Raw genomic sequence first — 18,924 nt, 5'->3', positions numbered from 1 at the left:
CTGTGGAGCTTTGGAGTCGAGATGAAGAACAAGAATCGGGCATCATTCACAGGCCTGCAAACCCCGGTCAGACTGGTTGTTCCCGGGCTGATTCTCGGCTGTGTACTCTCGGCCTGCGCCAAGGCACAGACGGTCGAAGCGCCCCCGCACCTCCGGTAATCGCCCAGACACAGCCCGCCCCACCCAAGGATCAGCCTGCTCCAGCACCGGTTATCATTCCGCCTTTGCCGGTTTTGTCCGAAGCTGCTGCGCGTGTTGAGGCAAGTCGTCTCACGATACAGATGAAGAAATCAGTCTCACGTTTCACAACCTACACGCCGGAAATACGCCAGCGCTTTATCCGTCTTGCACGGGCCGCCATCGCCAGCTCCAAAACCCCCATCGACCGTCCACAACTCCTGATGGTGGTTGATCGCAACCCCAAGGTGCAACGCCTGTGCTTCGTACTTGCCATGCCAGGCAATGCAGACTGGGAGACCCTGGGTGGTACACCGGTTTCCACCGGTCAGGCCGGACGCAAATTCTATTACATCACGCCTACAGGCGTATTCATCAACACACCTGACCGACTGGGATATCGAGCTCTCGGAACAAAGAACGAGAATGGTATTCGCGGCATTGGTGCAAAGGGAATGCGTGTCTGGGATATGGGCTGGCATAATGCCGTCAAAGGCTGGCGCGCCGATCACGAGACAGGCGATATACGCCTCGAGATTCACGCAACCGACCCCGATTTCCTGGAACAGCGTCTCGGACACACAGCCTCGGAAGGATGTATCCGTATTCCTGCTACCATGAACGTCTTCATGGACAAGAACGGCCTGCTTGATGTCCAGTATGAGCAGGCGGCAAGCTATGATGGACGCTTCCGGGCTCTTCTACCCAAGGATCGGACACCAAGTCCGATTGCAGGCGATGCGCTTGTGGTGGTCGACTCAGCCGAAGCCGTACAGGCCATTTCCTCCGCCACTGTCGGCGCGCAGCCGCTGGCCAGCCATCACGAAGGATGAAAGGTACTCCTCTTACCCTTTAGCAGCCGAGCAATAACCACGAGCCTGGTCGCGAGGACCTGCGTTGCACTGTGCGCTGCTACAGGCGAAGAGAGTACCTGGTCGATACCGAAACAGAATGCGAGCAGCCCTGTTCTCGGTTGGCAAAGGGCACGAATGCCGGAGGAGTGCCTCTGGCCTTCCGCAATATACAGACTGAACTCAGTGTACTGTTTCCAGCCCCGTCTCTGACTGGAGATCTGATTACCTCAGTATGGTCCGACCTGCACATGGGACAGGCTTCCTGACCTGTCTCGATTTAAGTCATGCAGCGCGACAGTCATGAAATCATGCGCAGAACACAAAAAAAGAATGTGAAGAGCACTTCTGCGACTTGTAGCAAAAAGACCTGCGCTGTCAGGGATCAGGGTCTTTTTTCATTTCGCAAAATATACTTTTCTGAAATGCATCTGCAAAGAACACATGGCTCCTACAGTGAAAAGACATAACCTATGGAGCTTACCGGTCTTGCCTCAAACCTTTCAGTAGCTTCCTCTACGGCGAAAGAAAGGGAGCACCTTGAATTATGGTCTCTAGCAGAACCGAGCACGATCTTCTTGGCACTCGTGAAGTCCCGAGCGCTGTCTATTACGGCATTCACACGCTGCGTGCCGTCGAGAATTTTCCCATTACAGGACGCAGGATCAGCGGTTACCCCGAGCTCATCAATGCGCTTGCTGCCATCAAGCAAGCCGCAGCTCTGAGCAATAGGGATCTCGGGCTTCTCGACGCTACAAAGGCAAGCGCCATCATCGCTGCCTGCGAAGATATACGGAGCGGACAACTGCACGACCAGTTCGTCGTGGATGTCATTCAGGGTGGCGCCGGTACCTCGACCAACATGAATGCCAATGAGGTAATCGCCAATCGCGCGCTTGAGCATCTGGGTCGGCAACGCGGCGAATACACTGCGCTCCACCCCATTGATCACGTCAATATGGGGCAGAGCACCAATGACGTGTATCCAACCGCCCTGCGCATTGCAGCCATTCATGGTGTCAACCATCTGACAGATGCCATGAGCGTGCTGCAAAAGGCCTTTGTCGCCAAGCGCGGGAATTTCATGACATCCTGAAAATGGGCCGTACCCAGCTGCAGGATGCCGTCCCCATGACTCTGGGTCAGGAGTTCCAGACCTATGCTGTCATGCTTGACGAGGATCAGAAGCGCCTCAACGAGGCCATTCTTCTGATCAAGGAAATCAATCTGGGCGGTACAGCCATCGGCACACGGATTGCCAGCCACCCTGATTTTGCCAATACGGTCTGTGCACATCTCAACCAGATCACGAATCTGCATCTCCTGACCGCCAGCGATCTCATCGAGGCGACACAGGATTGCGGTGCTTTTGTTCAGATGTCGGGCGTTCTCAAACGCTTTGCTGTCAAACTGTCGAAAATCTGCAATGACCTGCGTCTGCTTTCCTCAGGTCCACGCGCCGGGCTGAACGAGATCAACCTGCCTCCAATGCAATCCGGCTCGTCAATCATGCCGGGCAAGATCAACCCCGTCATTCCCGAAGTCGTCAATCAGGTGGCTTTCGAGGTAATCGGCAATGATCTTACCGTGACCATGGCAGCCGAAGCAGGTCAGCTGCAGCTCAACGCCTTTGAACCGATCATTGCTCACAGCCTGTTCAAGAGCCTGACCCATCTTCACGCAGCTTGCCTTACCCTTGAATCGCGCTGCATTCGTGGCATCACCGCCAACAAGGCCCAGCTGGAAGCCATCGTGACGCACTCGATCGGGCTTGTGACAGTGCTTAACCCGTATATCGGCTACGAGACCGCTACTGCCATCGCTCTGGAGGCGCATCACTCAGGGCGAGGCGTGATCGAGATCGTACGTGAGCGCAAGCTCGTACCGGAAGAGACACTCGTCAAGATTCTTTCTCCCGAAGGGCTTTGCCATCTGCACAAGGCAGAACCGGTCTGACGTCCATCAGAGCATCATCACGCTCCACATCACCCATGAAAGGAATGCGTTTCTTTCATGGGACAGGACAGCATCTTCGCAAAATCTGTCTCAATCGAGCGATTCATCTGATTTCTCGCTCCAGGCAGCCTGGACCCCGGGAAGACGCATCAGGGCCGTGACAACCTCCTCCGGGGCTTTCGTGCCGTGCACATGGACCGTAAACAACAATGCTTCGCTGTCGTTCTGGCGCTCCTGGGAAACATGACCAAGTGTAAAGCCAAGTCTCGTCAGAACAGTACAGGCATGATCAACAAAATTACTTCTGGCATCACCTTTCGCACTGATCTTGAAGCCCTCCCGCGAGGCACGCGGCATGCGTCGCAGCCAGCCAGGAGTAAGAAACATGATGGCGAGATAGCCAAGCGTCGTCAGTAAGGCCACGATGGTCATGCCTGCACCGCATGCCATTCCGATCGCTGCTGTAAGCCACACCGAAGCCGCTGTTGTCAGTCCACGCACGGTATCGCGCCGCATGAAAATAACGCCGCCACCGATAAAACCGAGACCCGACACGATCTGCGCCGCGACGCGAGAAGGATCAACGACGACGCGCCCTGCTGAAAGCACATCATCAAAACCGTATTTCGAAATCAGCATGAACAAGGCCGCTGAAACACCAACCAGCGTATAGGTACGAAACCCGGCAGCCTTCTGTCTGTATTCCCGCTCGAGCCCGACCAGAGCAGAGAGGAAGAAAGCGAGTCCCAGCTCCTGCAGCTGAAGCAACCCCTCACCGGGAATATGTGAGAACAGACCCGCTGTCTGCATGATATGCCACCCCTCCGAAAACAACGTCCTGCAAGAGCATCAGGAGTATTCCCCACTCACACCTGCTGCAACTGCCTCTTGCTTGCTCGAATCGCCCGCGCCCATGATAGAGGACGCTGTGACCATGACCGATATATCCAAATCCTCCGCGGCCGATGATGGCCTGACCGCATTGCTGCGTCGCTCTCCTCCGGCCAATCCTGAAGCCGAACGCGCGCTGCTTGGCGCACTCCTGACTAATAACAAGGCCTACGAACGCGTCTCGGACTTCCTGGTAGCCGCTCATTTTGCCGATCCACTCCATGGGCGCATCTTCGAGGCCATCGCGCGTCGCATCGATCGCGGCATGCTGGCCGACCCCATCACCATGCGCGCGGAATTCGAACATTCGGGTCTGCTGGATGAAGTCGGGGGACCGCAATATTTGGGCCAACTGCTTATGGCCATGGTGGGCATCGTCAATGCCGGGGATTACGGCCGCGCCATTCATGATGCATGGATCAGGCGTCAGCTGATCGAAATCGGTGAGACGGTCGTCAACAATGCCTATGGCGCCCGTGCCGACCTGGAAGGTGGCGACCAGATTGCAGCAGCCGAGGAAACGCTTTTCAAACTGGCTACGGATAAAGGCCAGGATGGCGGTTTCGTCACGTTCGAACGCGCCCTGACCGGTGCCTTGCAAGTGGCAGAGCAGGCATTCCAGCGCACTGGGGATGTCAGCGGTCTGACATCGGGCCTGCGCGACTTCGACAAGAAAACAGGTGGGTTGCATCCGTCAGATCTGCTGATCCTTGCCGGACGCCCAGCCATGGGTAAAACCGCACTTGCCACCAAGATCGCATTCTCTGCGGCTCAGGCACTGATGCGCGAGGCAGAGGACAAGGGCACGAAGCCTCGTGGCGCTGTAGCGATCTTTTCACTCGAAATGTCAGCCGAACAACTCGCCACTCGAATCCTGTCGGAACAATCGGAAGTCTCAGGTGAAAAAATCCGTCGTGGCGATATCGGCCAGCGCGAATTCGACCGTTTCGTCCGTGTATCGCGCGAGTTGTCAGAACTGCCGCTTCATATTGACGACACGCCTGCCATCTCGCTCTCGGCCATGCGTACACGCTGCCGCCGTCTGGCCCGCACCAAGGGACTGAGCCTTGTGGTGGTCGATTACCTTCAGCTCATGCGTCCTGCCATCGGCACCAAGCCGGAAAGTCGCGTGCTGGAAATCTCGATGATTACACAGGGGCTCAAAGCCATCGCCAAGGAACTTTCAGTACCGGTGATCGCGCTCTCCCAGCTCTCCCGTCAGGTGGAATCACGCGAAGACAAACGCCCCATGCTTTCGGATCTGCGTGAATCCGGCTCGATCGAGCAGGACGCCGACGCCGTGATGTTCGTCTATCGTGACGAGTATTACCTGCAACAGCGCATGCCCAAGGACAGCGCCTATGAAAGCATGGACAAATATCAGGTCGCCATGGAGGAGTGGCAACGCAAGATGGCACTCGTACATAACAAGGCCGAGCTGATTCTGGAAAAGCAGCGTCACGGACCAACCGGCACCATCTCGCTTTTCTTCGAAGGCGAATTCACCCGCTTCGGCGATCTGGACACGGTGCACGACGTCTGAGCGTGTTCTTTACCAGCGCCATCTGATGCCACCGGTTACCGCAGCCGATCCAGGAGGAGCACCCAGACGCGTATCCCGATGACCGGCGAAAAAACTGGCAGTGAGATCGAGACCGGGAATGCCTGTCACCGGAAGGGCAAAAACGGTTGTGATGCCGTGTTCCATGGCAACAGGTGAAGACTGGCTCCGCTCAACCGATATTGGGCCCAATCGGCGTAACACGGATTGCATGGAGGGCTCGGCAAACGCCTTGGGCGGGGCCTTGGCGGCGATACTCAGATCGATGCCTTTGCCGCCGGGCAGAAGGGGAGCCGTAGTCAGAGGACGGCTTTTTCCAGTCTCGCCAGCGGGCGATCTGGAGATAGAGGGCCGGGAGTGCAGCAGGAAATACCCTGCTTCGGCAGCAAGACAGGAATGTCTTGCTGCCGGAAAGCACAGCAGAAGACAAAACAATACTTTTCTGTCTATTGTTTTTTCAAGCATAGAAAATACTCTATACCTGAAAAATCATGGAGGGGCGTCAATTTTCATGACGCCCTGTTACCATCAGAAATCAGCGGTATAAGGATCCGGCCCGGTACGTCCGTCTTTACGTTCGAGGGTCGCAATGCGTTTCATGTCGTCGTCATCAAGGTGAAAGTCGAATACACCGAGATTCTCATCAATCCGCTTTGGATTGGCTGATTTCGGAATGACGATATTGCCCTGTTCGAGATGCCAGCGGATAACGATCTGACCCGGTGTCTTGCCATGTTTGTCGGCGATACCGGCAATGATCTCGCCGCCCAGACCACCGCCTTGTCCGAGCGGGCTCCAGGCCTCGGTGCGGATATCGAGAGAGTCGTTGAAGGCGCGCAACTCTCTCTGCTGGAATGCCGGATGCAGCTCGATCTGGTTGAGGACCGGCTTTACCCCGGTTTCCTCAATGAGCTGCGTCAGATGTTCCTGCTGGAAATTACAGACACCGATTGAGCGGATACGACCGTCATTCTTGAGCTTGATCAGAGCTTTCCAGCTTTCCACTGCCAGCCCCGATTTCGGCATGGGCCAGTGGATCAGATACAGATCGATGACTTCACGACGCAGCTTGCGTGCACTTTCGTCAAACGCACGCATGGCCTTGTCATAGCCCATGTCCTGCGTCCAGAGTTTGGTAACGGCGTAGAGGTCGGGAAAATCCTGCAGCGCATCGCCAACGCCACTTTCATTGCCATAAAACGCGGCCGTATCGACCATCTGATAGCCGGCCTTGGCCGCATAGCGCACAATTTCCGCCGTCTCATCGGCAGGCGTCTTGTAAACGCCGAGACCGAGTTGCGGTATCCGCGTGCCGTCGTTCAGCGCAATATGAAGTTGCTGCTCATCTGCGCGTGATGTGGCGGATTCCAGATCTGGTGTGAATGTGCTGCGAGACATGCCTCAGTTCTCCTGTCACCTGCATGGGGCTTGATAATCAATCAAGCGGTCTCACCCGCACCGGGTTGCAATAAAAGACCGAAAACAGCTCTTCACCCTAACGAGACCGACACGTCACGCGGCAGACATTCATGCAAAAACTCTTTGCGCCCATGGTTCTTGGGCGGGAAACTCTGTGTTAGGAACAGAGCGTCATGATCGCTGCAGCCGAATCCCTGTCCCGCTCCCCGTCCGAACCTGTGGACGCGCCCCTTATTCTGGCGCTGCCGAAAGGCCGTATCCTGAAGGCCCTTGGCCCCGTTCTGGAACGTACCGGCCTGTTCGAGGACGGGAGTGCGATCGGCGAAGGCACGCGCAGCCTGCGTTTCCCTACCCTCGACCCTAATATCGATGTGGTGCGCGTCCGCTCTTTCGATGTCGCGACCTTCGTGGCCCATGGCGGCGCACAGATCGGTGTCTGCGGTGCCGATGTGCTCATGGAATTCGATTATCCCGATATCTATGCCCCACTCGATCTGGGCATAGGTGGCTGCCGCATTTCCATCGCCCGACCCGTTGGCGAAGGCACCCATGACACCACGGCTGCGAGCTCGCATATTCGCGTCGCCACCAAATATCCGACAATCACGCGGCGTCATTTTGCTGCCAGGGGGGTCAACGCCGAGATCGTCCATCTGCATGGTGCCATGGAACTGGCACCAACACTTGATATGGCCAGCGTGATTGTGGATCTCGTTGATACCGGCTCGACACTCAAGGCCAATGGCCTGCGCGAGACTGATGTGATCGCCCATGTCACGAGCCGCCTGATTGTCAATCGTGTTGCCCTGAAGACCCGACCTGAGGCCATTCGCGCCCTGATCGAACGCTTCCGCAACGCCCTGCAGGAGAATGCCGCATGAAATGGCTCCAGAGCAGTGACGATGATTTTGAAACCCGCCTCGGCAGCCTGCTTGCCGATCGCAGTGCGGTCGAAACCAGTGTCAGTACACCCGTACGCGACATTATTGCTGCCATACGCAGCCAGGGCGACACCGCGCTTTGTAACTATACATCGCGTTTCGACAGACTGGATCTGACAGCAGACACCCTTCGTATTTCCGAAGCCGAGATTGCCCGTGAAGCCGACAGGGTCGATGCGGACCTCATGGAAGCGCTCACCCTCGCCGCCACACGTATCGAGGCCTTTCACCGGGCACAGCTGCCTTCCAACCTTTCCTATACTGACGATGCCGGGCTGACGCTTGGTATGCGCTGGACATCACTTGATGCTGTCGGACTCTATGTGCCGGGCGGCAAGGCGGCTATCCCTCGTCCGTACTGATGAACGCCCTGCCCGCGCGCGTGGCAGGTGTCGAGCGTATCGCCATGTGCGTGCCCTGCCCCGATGGCGTCCTCAACCCACTGGTTCTTGCGGCCGCACGGGTCTGTGGCGTGAACGAAATCTATCGTGTCGGTGGTGCCCAGGCCGTGGCCGCCCTCGCCTATGGCACGGCAAGCATCCCGCCGGTCGATCGTATTGTCGGGCCGGGCAATGCCTATGTAGCCGAAGCCAAGCGTCAGGTCTTCGGCCATGTCGGCATCGACTCGATTGCAGGCCCATCCGAAGTCGTCGTCGTAGCTGACAATCGCAATGAGCCACGCTTTGTCGCGCTTGATCTTCTGGCTCAGGCCGAGCATGACGAGCTTGCACAGGCCGTACTGATCACGGATGATCCCGCCTTTGCTAGGACTGTGGTCAAGGCGCTCGAAAACGAGCTTCTGACCCTGCCGCGTGCCGCTATCGCGGGCAAATCCTGGGCCGATCATGGCGCAGTCGTGATTGTACGTGACTGGGAGGAAGCCGCGCGGATCGCCAATCGTTTTGCCTCGGAACATCTGGAAGTAATGCTCGACGACCCGGAAACCTTTGCGACGAAGATTCGCCACGCAGGGGCCATGTTCCTCGGGCGCAACTGTCCGGAAGCCGTGGGCGATTATGTTGGCGGGCCGAACCACGTTCTGCCTACCAGCCGCACGGCGCGGTTCGCATCGGGGCTGTCAGTTTTTGACTTCCTCAAACGGACGACCTCGATCGCCACAGATGAAAACGGTTTGCGCGCGGTTGGCCCTGCCGGGGTCGCCCTTGCCCGGGCCGAAGGACTTGGAGCCCACGCGCTCAGCCTTTCGGCCCGACTCGATGCATTGGGGTGGAATCAGGGGTGATCTGGCCCTTTTCACCCCAATAAATCAGCAAGAAACTTGACGTAACGGCCTGCAGCCAGCACATACGCGGCAGAATTTTCTGCCGGGGGCTTGTGTGGCCCCTCCTCCTGCGTGTTTCAGCTTCAATCCCGACAAGGACCCCAATGTCAAAAGAAGACATGATCGAATTCAGTGGCACTGTTACTGAGCTGCTGCCCAATGCCATGTTCCGCGTGACCCTCGACAACGAACACACGATTCTCGCTCATACAAGCGGCAAGATGCGCAAGAACCGTATTCGCGTTCTGGCAGGTGACCGCGTCAACGTTGAAATGACCCCATACGACCTGTCAAAGGGCCGCATTACCTTCCGCTTCAAGTAAGAGCGTTTTCATGACGGACGGCATCAGGCCGGAACTGATCCTCGCTTCGGCATCGCCCCGGCGGATCGATCTCCTGCGCCAGATCGGGCTCGTTCCCGATCGTATCGACGCTGCCGATCTGGATGAATCACCGCGCCAGAATGAAACGCCACGACTTTGCGTGGCGCGTCTGGCCCGGATGAAGGCCAAAGCGATCGCCGCCCGGACAACAGGGTCCGCTCTGGTTCTGGCAGCTGACACACTCGTTGCTGTCGGTAGGCGAATCCTGCCCAAGGCTGAAGACCGCGCAACGGCAGAACGCTGCCTGCGTCTGCTTTCCGGGCGACGCCATACTGTCCTCACTGCGGTCTGCGTTACGCCAAGCCCTGCCTGGGCAGAAGGGCGCCATGTCGAGCGTCTGGTCGAAACCGACGTAACCTTCTCACGTCTGACCGACTGTCAGATTACCGCCCTGCTCGACCAGGGTGACTGGCAAGGCAAGGCAGGCGGCTATGCGCTTCAGGGCGCGGCAGCCTCGGTCATACGGTATGTAGGCGGCAGTCCCTCAGCCGTAATCGGCTTGCCGCTGTTCGAGACCGCCCAGATGCTGCGCGGTCAGTCCTTCCGCTTTCTGGCATGAAAGAGTGCCGTATCGCCTGGTCACCGGGCGAGGCGCGTATTGCTGTCTGCGACGGTGATGATCTGCTCGACTTCGGCCTCTGGCGCCCCGGTATGCCCGATGGCTATGGCGACATTCATCTGGTCAGGGTGCAAAAGGCCGCCCCGGCACTTGGTGGTGCTTTTGTCACACTCTTTGATCATAGCACCGGCTTTCTGACCGGCACACATCAGGAGGGCGCTCTGGTCGCCGCCCGTGTAACGCGCAGTGCACAGAACGGCAAAGGATTACGCCTCAAACCGCTTACCGGCCATTCACCCGAAGGCAATATCCCACAACTTGTCTCGCGTGGTCCTACGCCACTTGAGGAAATTGCAGCACGTTACCCGGATCTTGCCCTGTGCTGTGACGATCCTGCCTCATGGCGCAGATTCCAGCGGCGCTAAGGCCTCGTATCGAGCGTGTCAGCCAGGCTTTCGATACCGTTCTCGAAGCCTTATGCGACGAGCTTTCCACCCCACAGGCCTCTCTGCCGAACGGATTACGCGCCACCATCACACCGACACCGGCCCTGACCGCCATTGACCTGGACGACCCTTCTCCGGACCAGCGTCGCCAGATGGACGGGTTCGCGGCCAATCGCCATGGTTTTGTAGCTCTGTCACGTGAGATCCGTCTGCGTAATCTGAGCGGTGCCATTCTCATAGACCCAGCGGGGGTGCCCCTGCGCAAGCGCCCTGCACTTGGCGCCTTTCTGGCAACGGCCCTGGCCGATGACCCGATGCAGCCAGAATGCTCGGAGCGACGGCCCTGGGTCTGCTGGAAGTCGTCCGCACCAGAGGACGTGCACCTTTGCATGAAGCACTTTCCAGCCCCGGCGGGCGCGGGCTTTCTGCTTTGAGACAGATCCTGCGCGACAAAGGTAGTGTAATGGCAGGCGGAAATCCCGTACTCCGCGCCTCTTTGGCCGTTGTAAGGGCGCTGGAAACTGAGCGCGAGGCACTGTCGCACTTCGCGCTCTGCTGGGGAGCGCCTCTTACTCTGACAATGATGCCTGACTACCCGGATGCCTATTGGAGTTTCACGCCATGAGCCTCTGCCCCATCTGCAAGCGCCCGACAGAGACAGCGTTTCGCCCGTTCTGCAGCAAGCGTTGCGCTGATATCGATCTCGGCCGCTGGTTCAATGAGAGCTACAGCATTCCGGCCTCGACCGGGGATGATGAGGAAAAAATCGTCTTTCCCCCGCTTGATCAGCGTGACGGGTTAGAGTAAACCCCCTCTCACACCGCTTGGTGACGGTGCCCAAGTAGCTCAGTTGGTAGAGCATGCGACTGAAAATCGCAGTGTCACTGGTTCGATCCCGGTCTTGGGCACCACTTTCTCCCTGAAAATCCGTAATCTTGTATTCTGCAAGCTGACGCAGTTCGGCGTCCCAGACCCGATGAGTCTGGAACGCCGGAAAAACCAATCATTTGGTTTGATGCGATATTCTCTGCCTGTATCAGGCCAGCAGACCACCATCGACAGCCAGAGCCGAGCCGGTGATGTAGCTTGAACGCTCATTGACCAGGAACGATACCACGTTGACGATGTCTTCGATCTCGCCATAGGCGCCGGTCGCGACAAAGCTGGCAAGCACCTTCGCTGCATCAGTGTCGGACGGGTTCATGGCGGTATTCACCGGGCCCGGTTCGACAACATTGATCGTGATGCCACGATTGCCAAGATCACGCGCCACACCCTGGGCAAAACCACGCAATGCGGCCTTGGTGCTGGAATAGAGCGACAGACCCGGCAGTGGAGCACGACCTCCGAATGATGAACCCATAAGAATGATACGGCCGCCGCTCTGCATGTGCTTCACGGCACACATGGTTTCGATCATCGGGCCGCGCACATTGAGATTGAGGCCGGCTTCGATAACTTCAGGCGTGATATCGTCGATCGTCCCCTTGGGATACATCCCCGCATTGCAGACCAGCACATCAAGGCGGCCAAAAGCGCGAATTGTTTCCGCGACGATCTTCTCGTTACCTTCAACCGTGCTGCCGTCAGCCTGGACTGCCAGTGCGCGACGCCCGAGAGCCTCGACGGCACGGATCGTGTCCTGCGCACTCGCCGCGTCACGCGGGTAGGAGAAGGCAATATCATAGCCTTCGCTGGCCAGCTGGCGGGCGATACCAGCACCAATACCGCGGCTTGCGCCGGTTACGATGGCAATTTTTGCAGTCATCAATCTGTTTCCCTGTTCTGGAAAATGGCAAAAAAGGCGTTGAGCCCCAGAAATTTGATCGCGTCAGACACGAGCATGAATTCAAGCATCGCTCAGGCCTGCGGCAGGCCGCATGAGCGATCGAGAACCCTGCAGTTATTGCAGAAATCTCTCAGCATCTGACGCCTCTGCGAAACCGTGAAGCGGATCGTCCTGCCTTCGAGCCTTCCGATCTGTTCGCGCCATACACGATACAGAAGTCGGATATCTTTCTTCTGACAGCTATGGAGAACAGGCCCTCTAGTGGGTCTAACGGTAAGGTTCTGCATGGCAGGCTCCTCTTCGAGAGTGAAACTCCTGTGTCTTTCGGACAGGCACACCATGCCTACACAGCATGAAGGAGCGTTATCTCAGGATTCCTGGAAACTTGCCTTTTTTTCTCATTGTGCAATTTTATAGCCATGTTGAAACCGGAAATGACTGCTCAGCTGACAGAGGTCCAGGCGCTCGTACGTCGGCATTGCCCACGCAAAAGCACCAAAACCGCTATCGATTACCTGACGCTCTACCGCTCGGACACGACAACAGATCCTCTTCTTGTCGTGTATCAACCGCGCATTTACCTCATCATCCAGGGTGCAAAGACTATCCGGATTCACAAGCGGAGCTTCGATTACGACCAGAACCATTATCTGGTAGCCACGGTCGACCTGCCGCTTTCCGGTCATATCACCCGCGCCTCGCCGGAAGAGCCATACCTGGCCGCCTGCATTGCATTCGAACCGGCCGAAATTGCGGAAGTCATTGCACAGACCCGTGCAGATCCCGGCTTGCAGGCGCCATTGCGTGCGAGCCTTGGATTGAGCCCGGTTACGCCCGATCTGCTGGACGTGTTGCGCCGCCTGCTCTGCGCACTCGACAGCGAACAGGATCGCAAATTTCTGGCCCCCATGCTCAAGCGGGAGTTGATTTATCGTACCCTTCAGGGCGATCAGCGCCACGTCCTCCATGAAATCGCTGACCAGAAAAGCGATGCCTCACGCATCAATCGGACTCTGGCTTTCCTGCGTGCAAACTTTATGGAGGAAACCGAGATGACCCGGCTCCCGCGTCTTGCCGGGATGGGGCAATCCACTTTCTATCGCAAATTCCAGGAAGTGACCGGAATTTCTCCCGTACAATACCGCAAACGCCTTCGCCTGCAGGAAGCCAGACGCCTGATGCTGAGTGAAGACCGGCTTGCCGCCGATGCCGGTTTTGCCGTGGGCTATGAAAGCCCCTCCCAGTTCACTCGTGAATACAAGACGATTTTCGGGCTTCCCCCCCATCAGGACGTCAAACGTATCCGTACGATCGGGATAGAGCGCTATCGAGAGCTGAACGAGGATGTCTGGATCTGAGCGGTAACAGGCGCGCAGGATGCAATGCGTTACACGATCATGCGGCCCGGCTTCTTGGCCTCACCGCATTTCAGGCGCAGATTTAACGGAAAAGACCGAGGTATCATCATGCGCCTTCTCCCGCTCTGCGGCATTTTCCTGACCCTGACTGCCTGTTCACATCCTCTTCCACACGACGATGAAAGCCGCGCCGGATTGCTTCGGCCTGTTTCCTCGACAGGCAGCTCGCCTTCAAAAGACGTGCCGCCATCAGATCGCAGACCTCACGGTCATATGTATATGGGCTCGGGTATGGGTGCCTCGCATCTCTGAAGCAGCCTTTCCAGAGACGCACAACAGGCGGTCCTTTATCGTGTATTCCTTGCGCAACGCTTCAGACAAGGTACCCGAGACAGGTGATACTGCCTGACAAGGTCCTCCTCATCTGATCGCATCGAGCACGCCCGAAACCGTCAGGATCTGCGGCAGGATCTTCCCGTCCTTGTGAGGCGCATAATAAACGTAAAGCGGCACGCCATCGCGGCCATGCTCGCGCAGGAAGGCACTAATGGTTTCATCCCGGTTGGTCCAGTCGCCCTTCATATAGACGACACCCTGGGCTTTGAAGGCTTTCTGCACAGGTGCCGTTTGCAGTGCGACGCGTTCATTGACCATACAGGTGATGCACCAGGCCGCCGTCATATCCACAAAGACCGGTTTACCTTCTTCACGCAGCCCGGCGAGACGCTCTGGCGAATAGGAGACACTGCCGGCTTCTGCCTTTGTTTCCACCAATCCACCGGATGCGACACCATTATCGATCCGTGCCAGACTGGCTCCCGCGATGACCAGTACAAGCAAAGCCAGTATGCGCCCGATAATGACGCCCGGCGTTGCTCCCTTGATCATGGCCTGACGTTGTGTTGTTCCGAACAGCCAGGCCACCAGACCGAGCCCGACAGCCCCCCCCAATCCTACAGGCAGGATCATGGCACCACGCTGGACGCAGGCAACCCAGAACAGCCAGACCGCTGTCCCAAGCAGAGGAAAAGCCAGGGCCTGTTTAAGCACCGCCATCCAGGCGCCTGGCTTTGGCATATGACGAGCCAGGAATGGAATGGTGGCAATCGCTATATACGGAGATGCCAGTCCAAAACCCATGGCCAGAAACAGTACGAGTCCTGCCCAGGCCGGCCCACTCAGGGCCGCAGCAATGGCAGCGCCCATGAAAGGAGCCGTGCAGGGTGTGGCCACGATCACTGCCAGCAGACCCGTCAGCATATCGCCCCACACACCATGACGCGGCGTAACATCCTGGCCAATACGACCCAGCGTGAACTCAAAAACACCCAGAAGATTGAGTGCCATCATGATCAGTAGCCAGGCCACGCTGATGACGAAAATGGGGGACTGGAACTGGAACCCCCACCCAGCGGCAGACCCGACACTGCGCAGCAAGATCATGGCCACACCCAGCGCAGCGAAACTCCCCATCACCCTGTTGTGTAAGCCAGAGCGCTCGTAATCTGCTCGTGGCGCTTGCCCCCTCCCAGACGAACAAGAGAGAAGGCCTTCATGGCCAGAACCGGAAAGACGCATGGCATCAGATTGAGAATGAGCCCGCCCAGAAACGCAAAAAGCAGCATCTGCCAGAGCGAGGAAGGCGCAGACACCGGCGGTGTCGTGGCCGAGCTCCCGGAAGCAGCACCTGTGGCTTGTACTGTCCTGATCCAGAGCGCCGTCTGCTGGCCCGCCTTATCCTGCACCACAACAACGCCTTCAAGACTCGCGGGCTTGTGTGCGGCATCGACCCAGTTAAGGGCAAGCGTCAACTCACCCTCGCTGACATTCAGCTTCTGCGGCGCTACCTGATCGATCAATCCGGTTTCGGAAGGCATGAACCACGCCCGTTCGACGCTCTCCGGTGAGAGCCCCTTTCCCGTCAGACTGAGTAGCCCATTCGCTGCAAGAGACGCCGCAAAAGGCGACGGTATCGGGCTGGACTGGGCTGCATGGACAAAAAGCGGGGCCTGGGCAGAACTGTTTGCCTTGGCGTTGCCCGCTGGCAGATCAAGCGCGAAATCGCCTTGCTCGGGTACGCAGGTTGCCGCGCAGACAAGCCATTCGGCGTGAGCTTGAGCGTGACCGCTCCCCCCTGCCCTTCAAGCTTCAGCGCCTGTGGTAACAGCACATCGCCCGTATAAGCGTAGGACATCAGGCCGCCTTCGCTGATACGGACAGGAGTCGGAAAATCGATTCTCTCGCTTTGTCCTGTCAGGGCGCCACTCGCGGTTACCTTGAGCGTCGGCGGCTCACCGGCATCACCGGCATTGAGCCAGTAGGTATGCCAGCCGGGCTTGAGTTGCAGACGCAGCCCGACATGAAGCGTCGCTCCTGCCTCGACACTGTCGCGATCAGTGACCAGCGTTGCCGTATCGTGGCTGGAAACAACAGGATCGCTCTCGGCGGCGAAAACAGGCACATGGCCAAAAGAAGACAGGAGCAGAACAAGAAAAAACAGCTTACGCAGCATCAGACCGATCGCATCGTTAGAAGAGAATTGCCGACCGCCCCAGGGACGCGCCATAGAGGTCATTATGACCGGTCCAGTATTACCCGCCAATCTCATTTTGCTTCCCGTTCTTCCTGTCTCGGCCGCCCTGCCTGAATTACAGGACGTACTGGCTTCAGGCCGCAATGCGGTGCTGGTCGCTCCACCCGGCGCAGGGAAGACGACTTTGGTGCCGCTTCATCTTTTACAAGCCCCCTGGCGTAAAGACGACAGGCTGCTGGTGGTGGAGCCGCGTCGCGTGGCTGTGCGAGGTGCCGCCCATCGCATGGCGTCTCTGCTGGGAGAAGAAACCGGTAGAACAGTCGGGTACCGCACACGCACGGACTCTGCCGTCTGCGCCACCACCCGTATCGAGGTCGTGACGGAAGGGCTTTTGTTGCGTCGCCTGCTGACTGACCCGCTTCTTGAAGGCGTGGGCGCCATTCTGTTTGACGAAGTGCATGAGCGCTCTCTCGATCTCGATACGGCACTGGCCTTTGCACTCGATCTGCAACGCACTCTCAGGCCTGAACTGCGCCTTGTCGCCATGTCGGCCACAACAGATGGACGCGCTTTCACGACCCTGCTCGATGGTGCCCTTGTCGAAAGTGAAGGCCGGGCCTTCCCTCTCGATATTCGTCATACCAAGCGCGATCTCACCGCCTTGCGTGAATTGCCAGAGCTCGTGGCCCGGAGCATCCGCGGAATGATGGCTGAAGAAGAAGGCGATCTTCTGGCCTTTCTTCCGGGTGTTGCCGAAATCAGACGTTGTGCCGCAGCCCTTGCCGGGCTGGATGCATTGATTCTCCCGCTCTATGGCGAACTGGATACAAAAGAGCAGGACCTGGCTCTCAAACCGTCCGACAGACGCAAGGTCGTACTGGCAACTTCCATCGCCGAAACTTCACTGACGGTACCAGGCGTCCGTCTGGTTGTTGATGGCGGCTTTCGTCGTGAACCGCGTCTCGATGTCGGCTCAGGACTTTCGCGACTGGAAACAGTGAGAATCTCACGCGCCACGGCCACACAGCGCGCAGGCCGAGCGGGACGCGAGGCACCTGGCATCGCTCTGCGTTTATGGACCGAGGCCACCGGGCGCGCCATGATCCAGCATGATCTGCCGGAAATCCTGAGTAGCGATCTGGCAGGGCATTGTCTTGATACTGCCTCATGGCAGGAAATCATGGGTACACAACCCGATGCTCTTCCTCTGCTCGATGCCCCGCCCTCAGGGGCAAGACAGGCCGCCATCGCCCTATTGCAGACCCTTGGTGGACTGGACAAGGCAGGAAGGGTCACACCACTCGGTACTGCCATGGCTCGTCTGGGTGCTCAGCCGCGTCTGGCTGCCATGATGTGCGCAGCCCGCACACCCGTTGAAAAAGCCACTGCCGCCGCACTTGCTGCCCTGCTCGAAGAACGCGACCCGTTGCGGCCGCGCCCCATACCAGGACAGCGCGCGCCTGCGATCCAAGCCGATATCCAGTCGCGCCTCGCCCTGATAGAAGGAGCCGAGCATCATCCTGCAGCCGACAGGGCGAGTCTTGCGCGCATACGCCAGTCGAGCCAGCGCTATCAAAGACGTCTTGGCCTGTCGCAGCGCCTGCCTCCTGATCCGGACTGTACCGCAGCCCTTCTTGCAGCAGGTTTCCCTGATCGGGTTGCCATGGCCTCGGGTGAAACGGGCCGCTATCGTCTGGCTGGAGGCGGCTCGGCAAGGCTCAGCGCCATCGACCCGCTGGCACGTGAGAAACTGCTCGTCGCGCCATCACTGCATACGCGCACCGCTACAGAAATCTGTCTGGCCGCACCGCTCGACCTCGACACTTTGCCCCCGACCCTGCTCGCAAGAACGGAAGAACAGGTCGAAACGGCCCTCGACACGGCAACAGGTAACGTTATTGCCCGCAGAAGACTGCGCCTTGGTGGGCTGGTGCTGCGCGATCGATCAGCCCCGGCCGATCCGGAAGAAATCCGGTCCCTGCTACTTTCGCGCATCCGTGCCGATCTGTCAGGCAGCCTTAACTGGAGCGAAGCCTGTCAGCAGTTCCGCGCCCGTCTTGCTCTAGCACGCCTCCATCTCGACGAGACCCTGCCTGCGGCCGATGACGAAACCCTCGCAGCCACGCTTGAAGACTGGCTGCTGCCCTATATCGACGGCATGACCAGGATTTCGCAGATCCAGGCACTCGATCTGCTGTCGCTACTGCGCCAGAGGCTCGATTATGCCCAGCTGAAACGCCTTGATCAGGAATTACCGACAAGTCTTGCCCTGCCGGGTGCCGCGCCCTCAATCGATTATCGCGAGCCAATCCCGACCATTTCCGCTCGAGCGCAGGCTTTCTATGGTCTGAAAGAAACGCCACGCATCGCTCATGGCAAGGTAAAGCTGCAATTCGCTCTGCTTTCACCGGCAGGAAGACCACAAGCCATCACCGCCGATATCGCGACGTTCTGGCAGACAGGCTGGCCAGATATGCGACGCGACATGCGCGGCCGCTACCCCCGCCATGACTGGCCGGAAAACCCGGCGCTGGCGAGCCCGCCACCGCCAAGGCGACGCCCGGATCACTGAGCGATACGGCAAAACACACCATTGATACAAAATCACACATAAAAGTGATATTAGATGCTCTCATGATAAAATACTGATGGGACGCTCGTTTCGACGTAGATCGGTCAGACGATATCTTTCAGCACGAAAACTTGTCTTTCGAAATGCAAGACTATCTCCCACTCTTTCCAGAGCCGAACCGTAACCTTTCGACTGGGATGAGAACT

At 58.0% G+C, this 18,924-nt stretch carries 21 protein-coding genes, 1 tRNA gene and 2 pseudogenes; 17 read left to right on the top strand and 7 right to left on the bottom strand.

Features of this window, described 5'->3' with window-relative positions:
• Positions 1-21 precede the first annotated feature (21 nt).
• The 4 genes and pseudogenes from JCM25354_RS22560 (at position 22) to JCM25354_RS23835 (ending at position 2,984) form a co-directional block, all read left to right on the top strand.
• Complete coding sequence (locus tag JCM25354_RS22560) at positions 22-159, top strand: hypothetical protein (protein WP_243444009.1); 138 nt, start codon at positions 22-24, stop codon at positions 157-159.
• A 74-nt stretch (positions 160-233) separates the two neighbouring features.
• The gene (locus JCM25354_RS22555; RefSeq protein ID WP_408734990.1) at positions 234-1,010 is read left to right on the top strand and encodes a L,D-transpeptidase; all 777 of its coding nucleotides are present in this window, start codon (positions 234-236) and stop codon (positions 1,008-1,010) included.
• A 565-nt stretch (positions 1,011-1,575) separates the two neighbouring features.
• Positions 1,576-2,543: pseudogene (locus JCM25354_RS18015) on the top strand (aspartate ammonia-lyase); the annotation flags it as partial.
• Positions 2,517-2,984, top strand: coding sequence for a lyase family protein (locus tag JCM25354_RS23835; RefSeq protein ID WP_456303685.1), 468 nt, complete (start codon positions 2,517-2,519; stop codon positions 2,982-2,984). The pseudogene JCM25354_RS18015 and the gene JCM25354_RS23835, both read left to right, overlap by 27 nt.
• 90 nt (positions 2,985-3,074) lie before the next feature.
• On the opposite strand, the gene JCM25354_RS09620 is transcribed toward JCM25354_RS23835, so the two are convergent.
• Complete coding sequence (locus JCM25354_RS09620; protein WP_025885857.1) at positions 3,075-3,794, bottom strand: MgtC/SapB family protein; 720 nt, start codon at positions 3,792-3,794, stop codon at positions 3,075-3,077.
• Between the two features lie 124 nt (positions 3,795-3,918).
• On the opposite strand from JCM25354_RS09620, the gene JCM25354_RS09615 reads away from it, so the two are divergent.
• Positions 3,919-5,418, top strand: coding sequence for a replicative DNA helicase (locus JCM25354_RS09615; protein WP_035447331.1), 1,500 nt, complete (start codon positions 3,919-3,921; stop codon positions 5,416-5,418).
• A gap of 9 nt (positions 5,419-5,427) precedes the next feature.
• On the opposite strand, the gene JCM25354_RS22550 is transcribed toward JCM25354_RS09615, so the two are convergent.
• Both JCM25354_RS22550 and JCM25354_RS09605 read right to left on the bottom strand, forming a co-directional pair.
• Positions 5,428-5,901: a hypothetical protein gene (locus tag JCM25354_RS22550; protein ID WP_148301467.1), complete on the bottom strand. Its 474-nt coding sequence runs from the start codon at positions 5,899-5,901 to the stop codon at positions 5,428-5,430.
• A gap of 63 nt (positions 5,902-5,964) precedes the next feature.
• Positions 5,965-6,834 (bottom strand): aldo/keto reductase, encoded by an 870-nt coding sequence (locus JCM25354_RS09605; protein WP_025885854.1) that lies wholly within the window; start codon positions 6,832-6,834, stop codon positions 5,965-5,967.
• A gap of 194 nt (positions 6,835-7,028) precedes the next feature.
• Here JCM25354_RS09605 and hisG point away from each other — a divergent pair, with 194 nt between their 5' ends.
• The 9 genes and pseudogenes from hisG to JCM25354_RS09570 all read left to right on the top strand — a co-directional run bounded on the left by hisG (position 7,029) and on the right by JCM25354_RS09570 (position 11,377).
• Entirely contained in the window at positions 7,029-7,736 is a 708-nt protein-coding gene (gene hisG / locus JCM25354_RS18010; RefSeq protein WP_035447328.1) for an ATP phosphoribosyltransferase, read from the top strand.
• Positions 7,733-9,039, top strand: a pseudogene (gene hisD / locus JCM25354_RS18005) (histidinol dehydrogenase). Before hisG ends, hisD begins: the two are co-directional and overlap by 4 nt.
• A gap of 143 nt (positions 9,040-9,182) precedes the next feature.
• On the top strand, positions 9,183-9,401 hold the full coding sequence (gene infA, locus JCM25354_RS09590) for a translation initiation factor IF-1 (RefSeq protein WP_023979930.1): 219 nt from the start codon (positions 9,183-9,185) through the stop codon (positions 9,399-9,401).
• 10 nt (positions 9,402-9,411) lie between these two features.
• Positions 9,412-10,020, top strand: coding sequence for a Maf family protein (locus tag JCM25354_RS09585; protein ID WP_025885853.1), 609 nt, complete (start codon positions 9,412-9,414; stop codon positions 10,018-10,020).
• Entirely contained in the window at positions 10,017-10,445 is a 429-nt protein-coding gene (locus JCM25354_RS22545) for a S1 domain-containing protein (RefSeq protein ID WP_243444008.1), read from the top strand. Before JCM25354_RS09585 ends, JCM25354_RS22545 begins: the two co-directional genes overlap by 4 nt.
• Complete coding sequence (locus JCM25354_RS22540) at positions 10,421-10,900, top strand: ribonuclease E/G (protein WP_243444007.1); 480 nt, start codon at positions 10,421-10,423, stop codon at positions 10,898-10,900. Before JCM25354_RS22545 ends, JCM25354_RS22540 begins: the two co-directional genes overlap by 25 nt.
• A gap of 29 nt (positions 10,901-10,929) precedes the next feature.
• Positions 10,930-11,091, top strand: coding sequence for a hypothetical protein (locus tag JCM25354_RS22535; protein ID WP_243444006.1), 162 nt, complete (start codon positions 10,930-10,932; stop codon positions 11,089-11,091).
• Positions 11,088-11,273, top strand: a complete 186-nt coding sequence (locus JCM25354_RS09575) for a DNA gyrase inhibitor YacG (protein WP_025885852.1) — start codon at positions 11,088-11,090, stop codon at positions 11,271-11,273. The genes JCM25354_RS22535 and JCM25354_RS09575 overlap by 4 nt, the downstream gene beginning before the upstream one ends.
• 28 nt (positions 11,274-11,301) lie before the next feature.
• Positions 11,302-11,377 (top strand) — tRNA-Phe (locus JCM25354_RS09570).
• 125 nt (positions 11,378-11,502) lie between these two features.
• Here JCM25354_RS09570 and JCM25354_RS09565 read toward each other — a convergent pair.
• Positions 11,503-12,234 (bottom strand): SDR family NAD(P)-dependent oxidoreductase, encoded by a 732-nt coding sequence (locus JCM25354_RS09565; RefSeq protein ID WP_025885851.1) that lies wholly within the window; start codon positions 12,232-12,234, stop codon positions 11,503-11,505.
• Between the two features lie 455 nt (positions 12,235-12,689).
• Here JCM25354_RS09565 and JCM25354_RS09550 point away from each other — a divergent pair, with 455 nt between their 5' ends.
• Both JCM25354_RS09550 and JCM25354_RS09545 read left to right on the top strand, forming a co-directional pair.
• Positions 12,690-13,613, top strand: a complete 924-nt coding sequence (locus JCM25354_RS09550) for an AraC family transcriptional regulator (protein ID WP_025885849.1) — start codon at positions 12,690-12,692, stop codon at positions 13,611-13,613.
• A 108-nt stretch (positions 13,614-13,721) separates the two neighbouring features.
• Entirely contained in the window at positions 13,722-13,925 is a 204-nt protein-coding gene (locus JCM25354_RS09545; RefSeq protein WP_148301466.1) for a hypothetical protein, read from the top strand.
• Positions 13,926-14,033: 108 nt separating this feature from the next.
• On the opposite strand, the gene JCM25354_RS22530 is transcribed toward JCM25354_RS09545, so the two are convergent.
• The 3 genes from JCM25354_RS22530 to JCM25354_RS22520 are packed head-to-tail and all read right to left on the bottom strand — an operon-like array spanning position 14,034 to position 16,188.
• Positions 14,034-15,086, bottom strand: coding sequence for a protein-disulfide reductase DsbD family protein (locus tag JCM25354_RS22530; protein WP_243444020.1), 1,053 nt, complete (start codon positions 15,084-15,086; stop codon positions 14,034-14,036).
• Positions 15,086-15,490, bottom strand: a complete 405-nt coding sequence (locus JCM25354_RS22525; protein ID WP_243444005.1) for a hypothetical protein — start codon at positions 15,488-15,490, stop codon at positions 15,086-15,088. The genes JCM25354_RS22530 and JCM25354_RS22525 overlap by 1 nt, the downstream gene beginning before the upstream one ends.
• Positions 15,491-15,534: 44 nt before the next feature.
• Positions 15,535-16,188, bottom strand: a complete 654-nt coding sequence (locus JCM25354_RS22520; protein WP_243444004.1) for a protein-disulfide reductase DsbD domain-containing protein — start codon at positions 16,186-16,188, stop codon at positions 15,535-15,537.
• Between the two features lies 1 nt (position 16,189).
• Between JCM25354_RS22520 and hrpB the strand changes: the two genes are divergently transcribed.
• Positions 16,190-18,718, top strand: coding sequence for an ATP-dependent helicase HrpB (gene hrpB, locus JCM25354_RS09535; RefSeq protein WP_025885847.1), 2,529 nt, complete (start codon positions 16,190-16,192; stop codon positions 18,716-18,718).
• Positions 18,719-18,924 lie beyond the last annotated feature (206 nt).

This window comes from Asaia prunellae JCM 25354, assembly GCF_000613885.1.
Lineage (GTDB): Bacteria > Pseudomonadota > Alphaproteobacteria > Acetobacterales > Acetobacteraceae > Asaia > Asaia prunellae.
Note: the sequence above shows the minus strand (reverse complement) of the source record. Positions and strands in the feature narration are given on the sequence as shown.

Bases quoted from the DNA above. Each gene is read 5' to 3' on its own strand.
- JCM25354_RS22560 (WP_243444009.1), top strand. From the start codon at position 22: ATGAAGAACAAGAATCGGGCATCATTCACAGGCCTGCAAACCCCGGTC.
- JCM25354_RS23835 (WP_456303685.1), top strand. From the start codon at position 2,517: ATGCAATCCGGCTCGTCAATCATGCCGGGCAAGATCAACCCCGTCATT.
- JCM25354_RS09620 (WP_025885857.1), bottom strand. From the start codon at position 3,794: ATGCAGACAGCGGGTCTGTTCTCACATATTCCCGGTGAGGGGTTGCTT.
- JCM25354_RS09615 (WP_035447331.1), top strand. From the start codon at position 3,919: ATGACCGATATATCCAAATCCTCCGCGGCCGATGATGGCCTGACCGCA.
- JCM25354_RS22550 (WP_148301467.1), bottom strand. From the start codon at position 5,901: ATGCTTGAAAAAACAATAGACAGAAAAGTATTGTTTTGTCTTCTGCTG.
- JCM25354_RS09605 (WP_025885854.1), bottom strand. From the start codon at position 6,834: ATGTCTCGCAGCACATTCACACCAGATCTGGAATCCGCCACATCACGC.
- hisG (WP_035447328.1), top strand. From the start codon at position 7,029: ATGATCGCTGCAGCCGAATCCCTGTCCCGCTCCCCGTCCGAACCTGTG.
- infA (WP_023979930.1), top strand. From the start codon at position 9,183: ATGTCAAAAGAAGACATGATCGAATTCAGTGGCACTGTTACTGAGCTG.
- JCM25354_RS09585 (WP_025885853.1), top strand. From the start codon at position 9,412: ATGACGGACGGCATCAGGCCGGAACTGATCCTCGCTTCGGCATCGCCC.
- JCM25354_RS22545 (WP_243444008.1), top strand. From the start codon at position 10,017: ATGAAAGAGTGCCGTATCGCCTGGTCACCGGGCGAGGCGCGTATTGCT.
- JCM25354_RS22540 (WP_243444007.1), top strand. From the start codon at position 10,421: ATGGCGCAGATTCCAGCGGCGCTAAGGCCTCGTATCGAGCGTGTCAGC.
- JCM25354_RS22535 (WP_243444006.1), top strand. From the start codon at position 10,930: ATGGCAGGCGGAAATCCCGTACTCCGCGCCTCTTTGGCCGTTGTAAGG.
- JCM25354_RS09575 (WP_025885852.1), top strand. From the start codon at position 11,088: ATGAGCCTCTGCCCCATCTGCAAGCGCCCGACAGAGACAGCGTTTCGC.
- JCM25354_RS09565 (WP_025885851.1), bottom strand. From the start codon at position 12,234: ATGACTGCAAAAATTGCCATCGTAACCGGCGCAAGCCGCGGTATTGGT.
- JCM25354_RS09550 (WP_025885849.1), top strand. From the start codon at position 12,690: ATGACTGCTCAGCTGACAGAGGTCCAGGCGCTCGTACGTCGGCATTGC.
- JCM25354_RS09545 (WP_148301466.1), top strand. From the start codon at position 13,722: ATGCGCCTTCTCCCGCTCTGCGGCATTTTCCTGACCCTGACTGCCTGT.
- JCM25354_RS22530 (WP_243444020.1), bottom strand. From the start codon at position 15,086: ATGGGGAGTTTCGCTGCGCTGGGTGTGGCCATGATCTTGCTGCGCAGT.
- JCM25354_RS22525 (WP_243444005.1), bottom strand. From the start codon at position 15,490: ATGCCTTCCGAAACCGGATTGATCGATCAGGTAGCGCCGCAGAAGCTG.
- JCM25354_RS22520 (WP_243444004.1), bottom strand. From the start codon at position 16,188: ATGACCTCTATGGCGCGTCCCTGGGGCGGTCGGCAATTCTCTTCTAAC.
- hrpB (WP_025885847.1), top strand. From the start codon at position 16,190: ATGACCGGTCCAGTATTACCCGCCAATCTCATTTTGCTTCCCGTTCTT.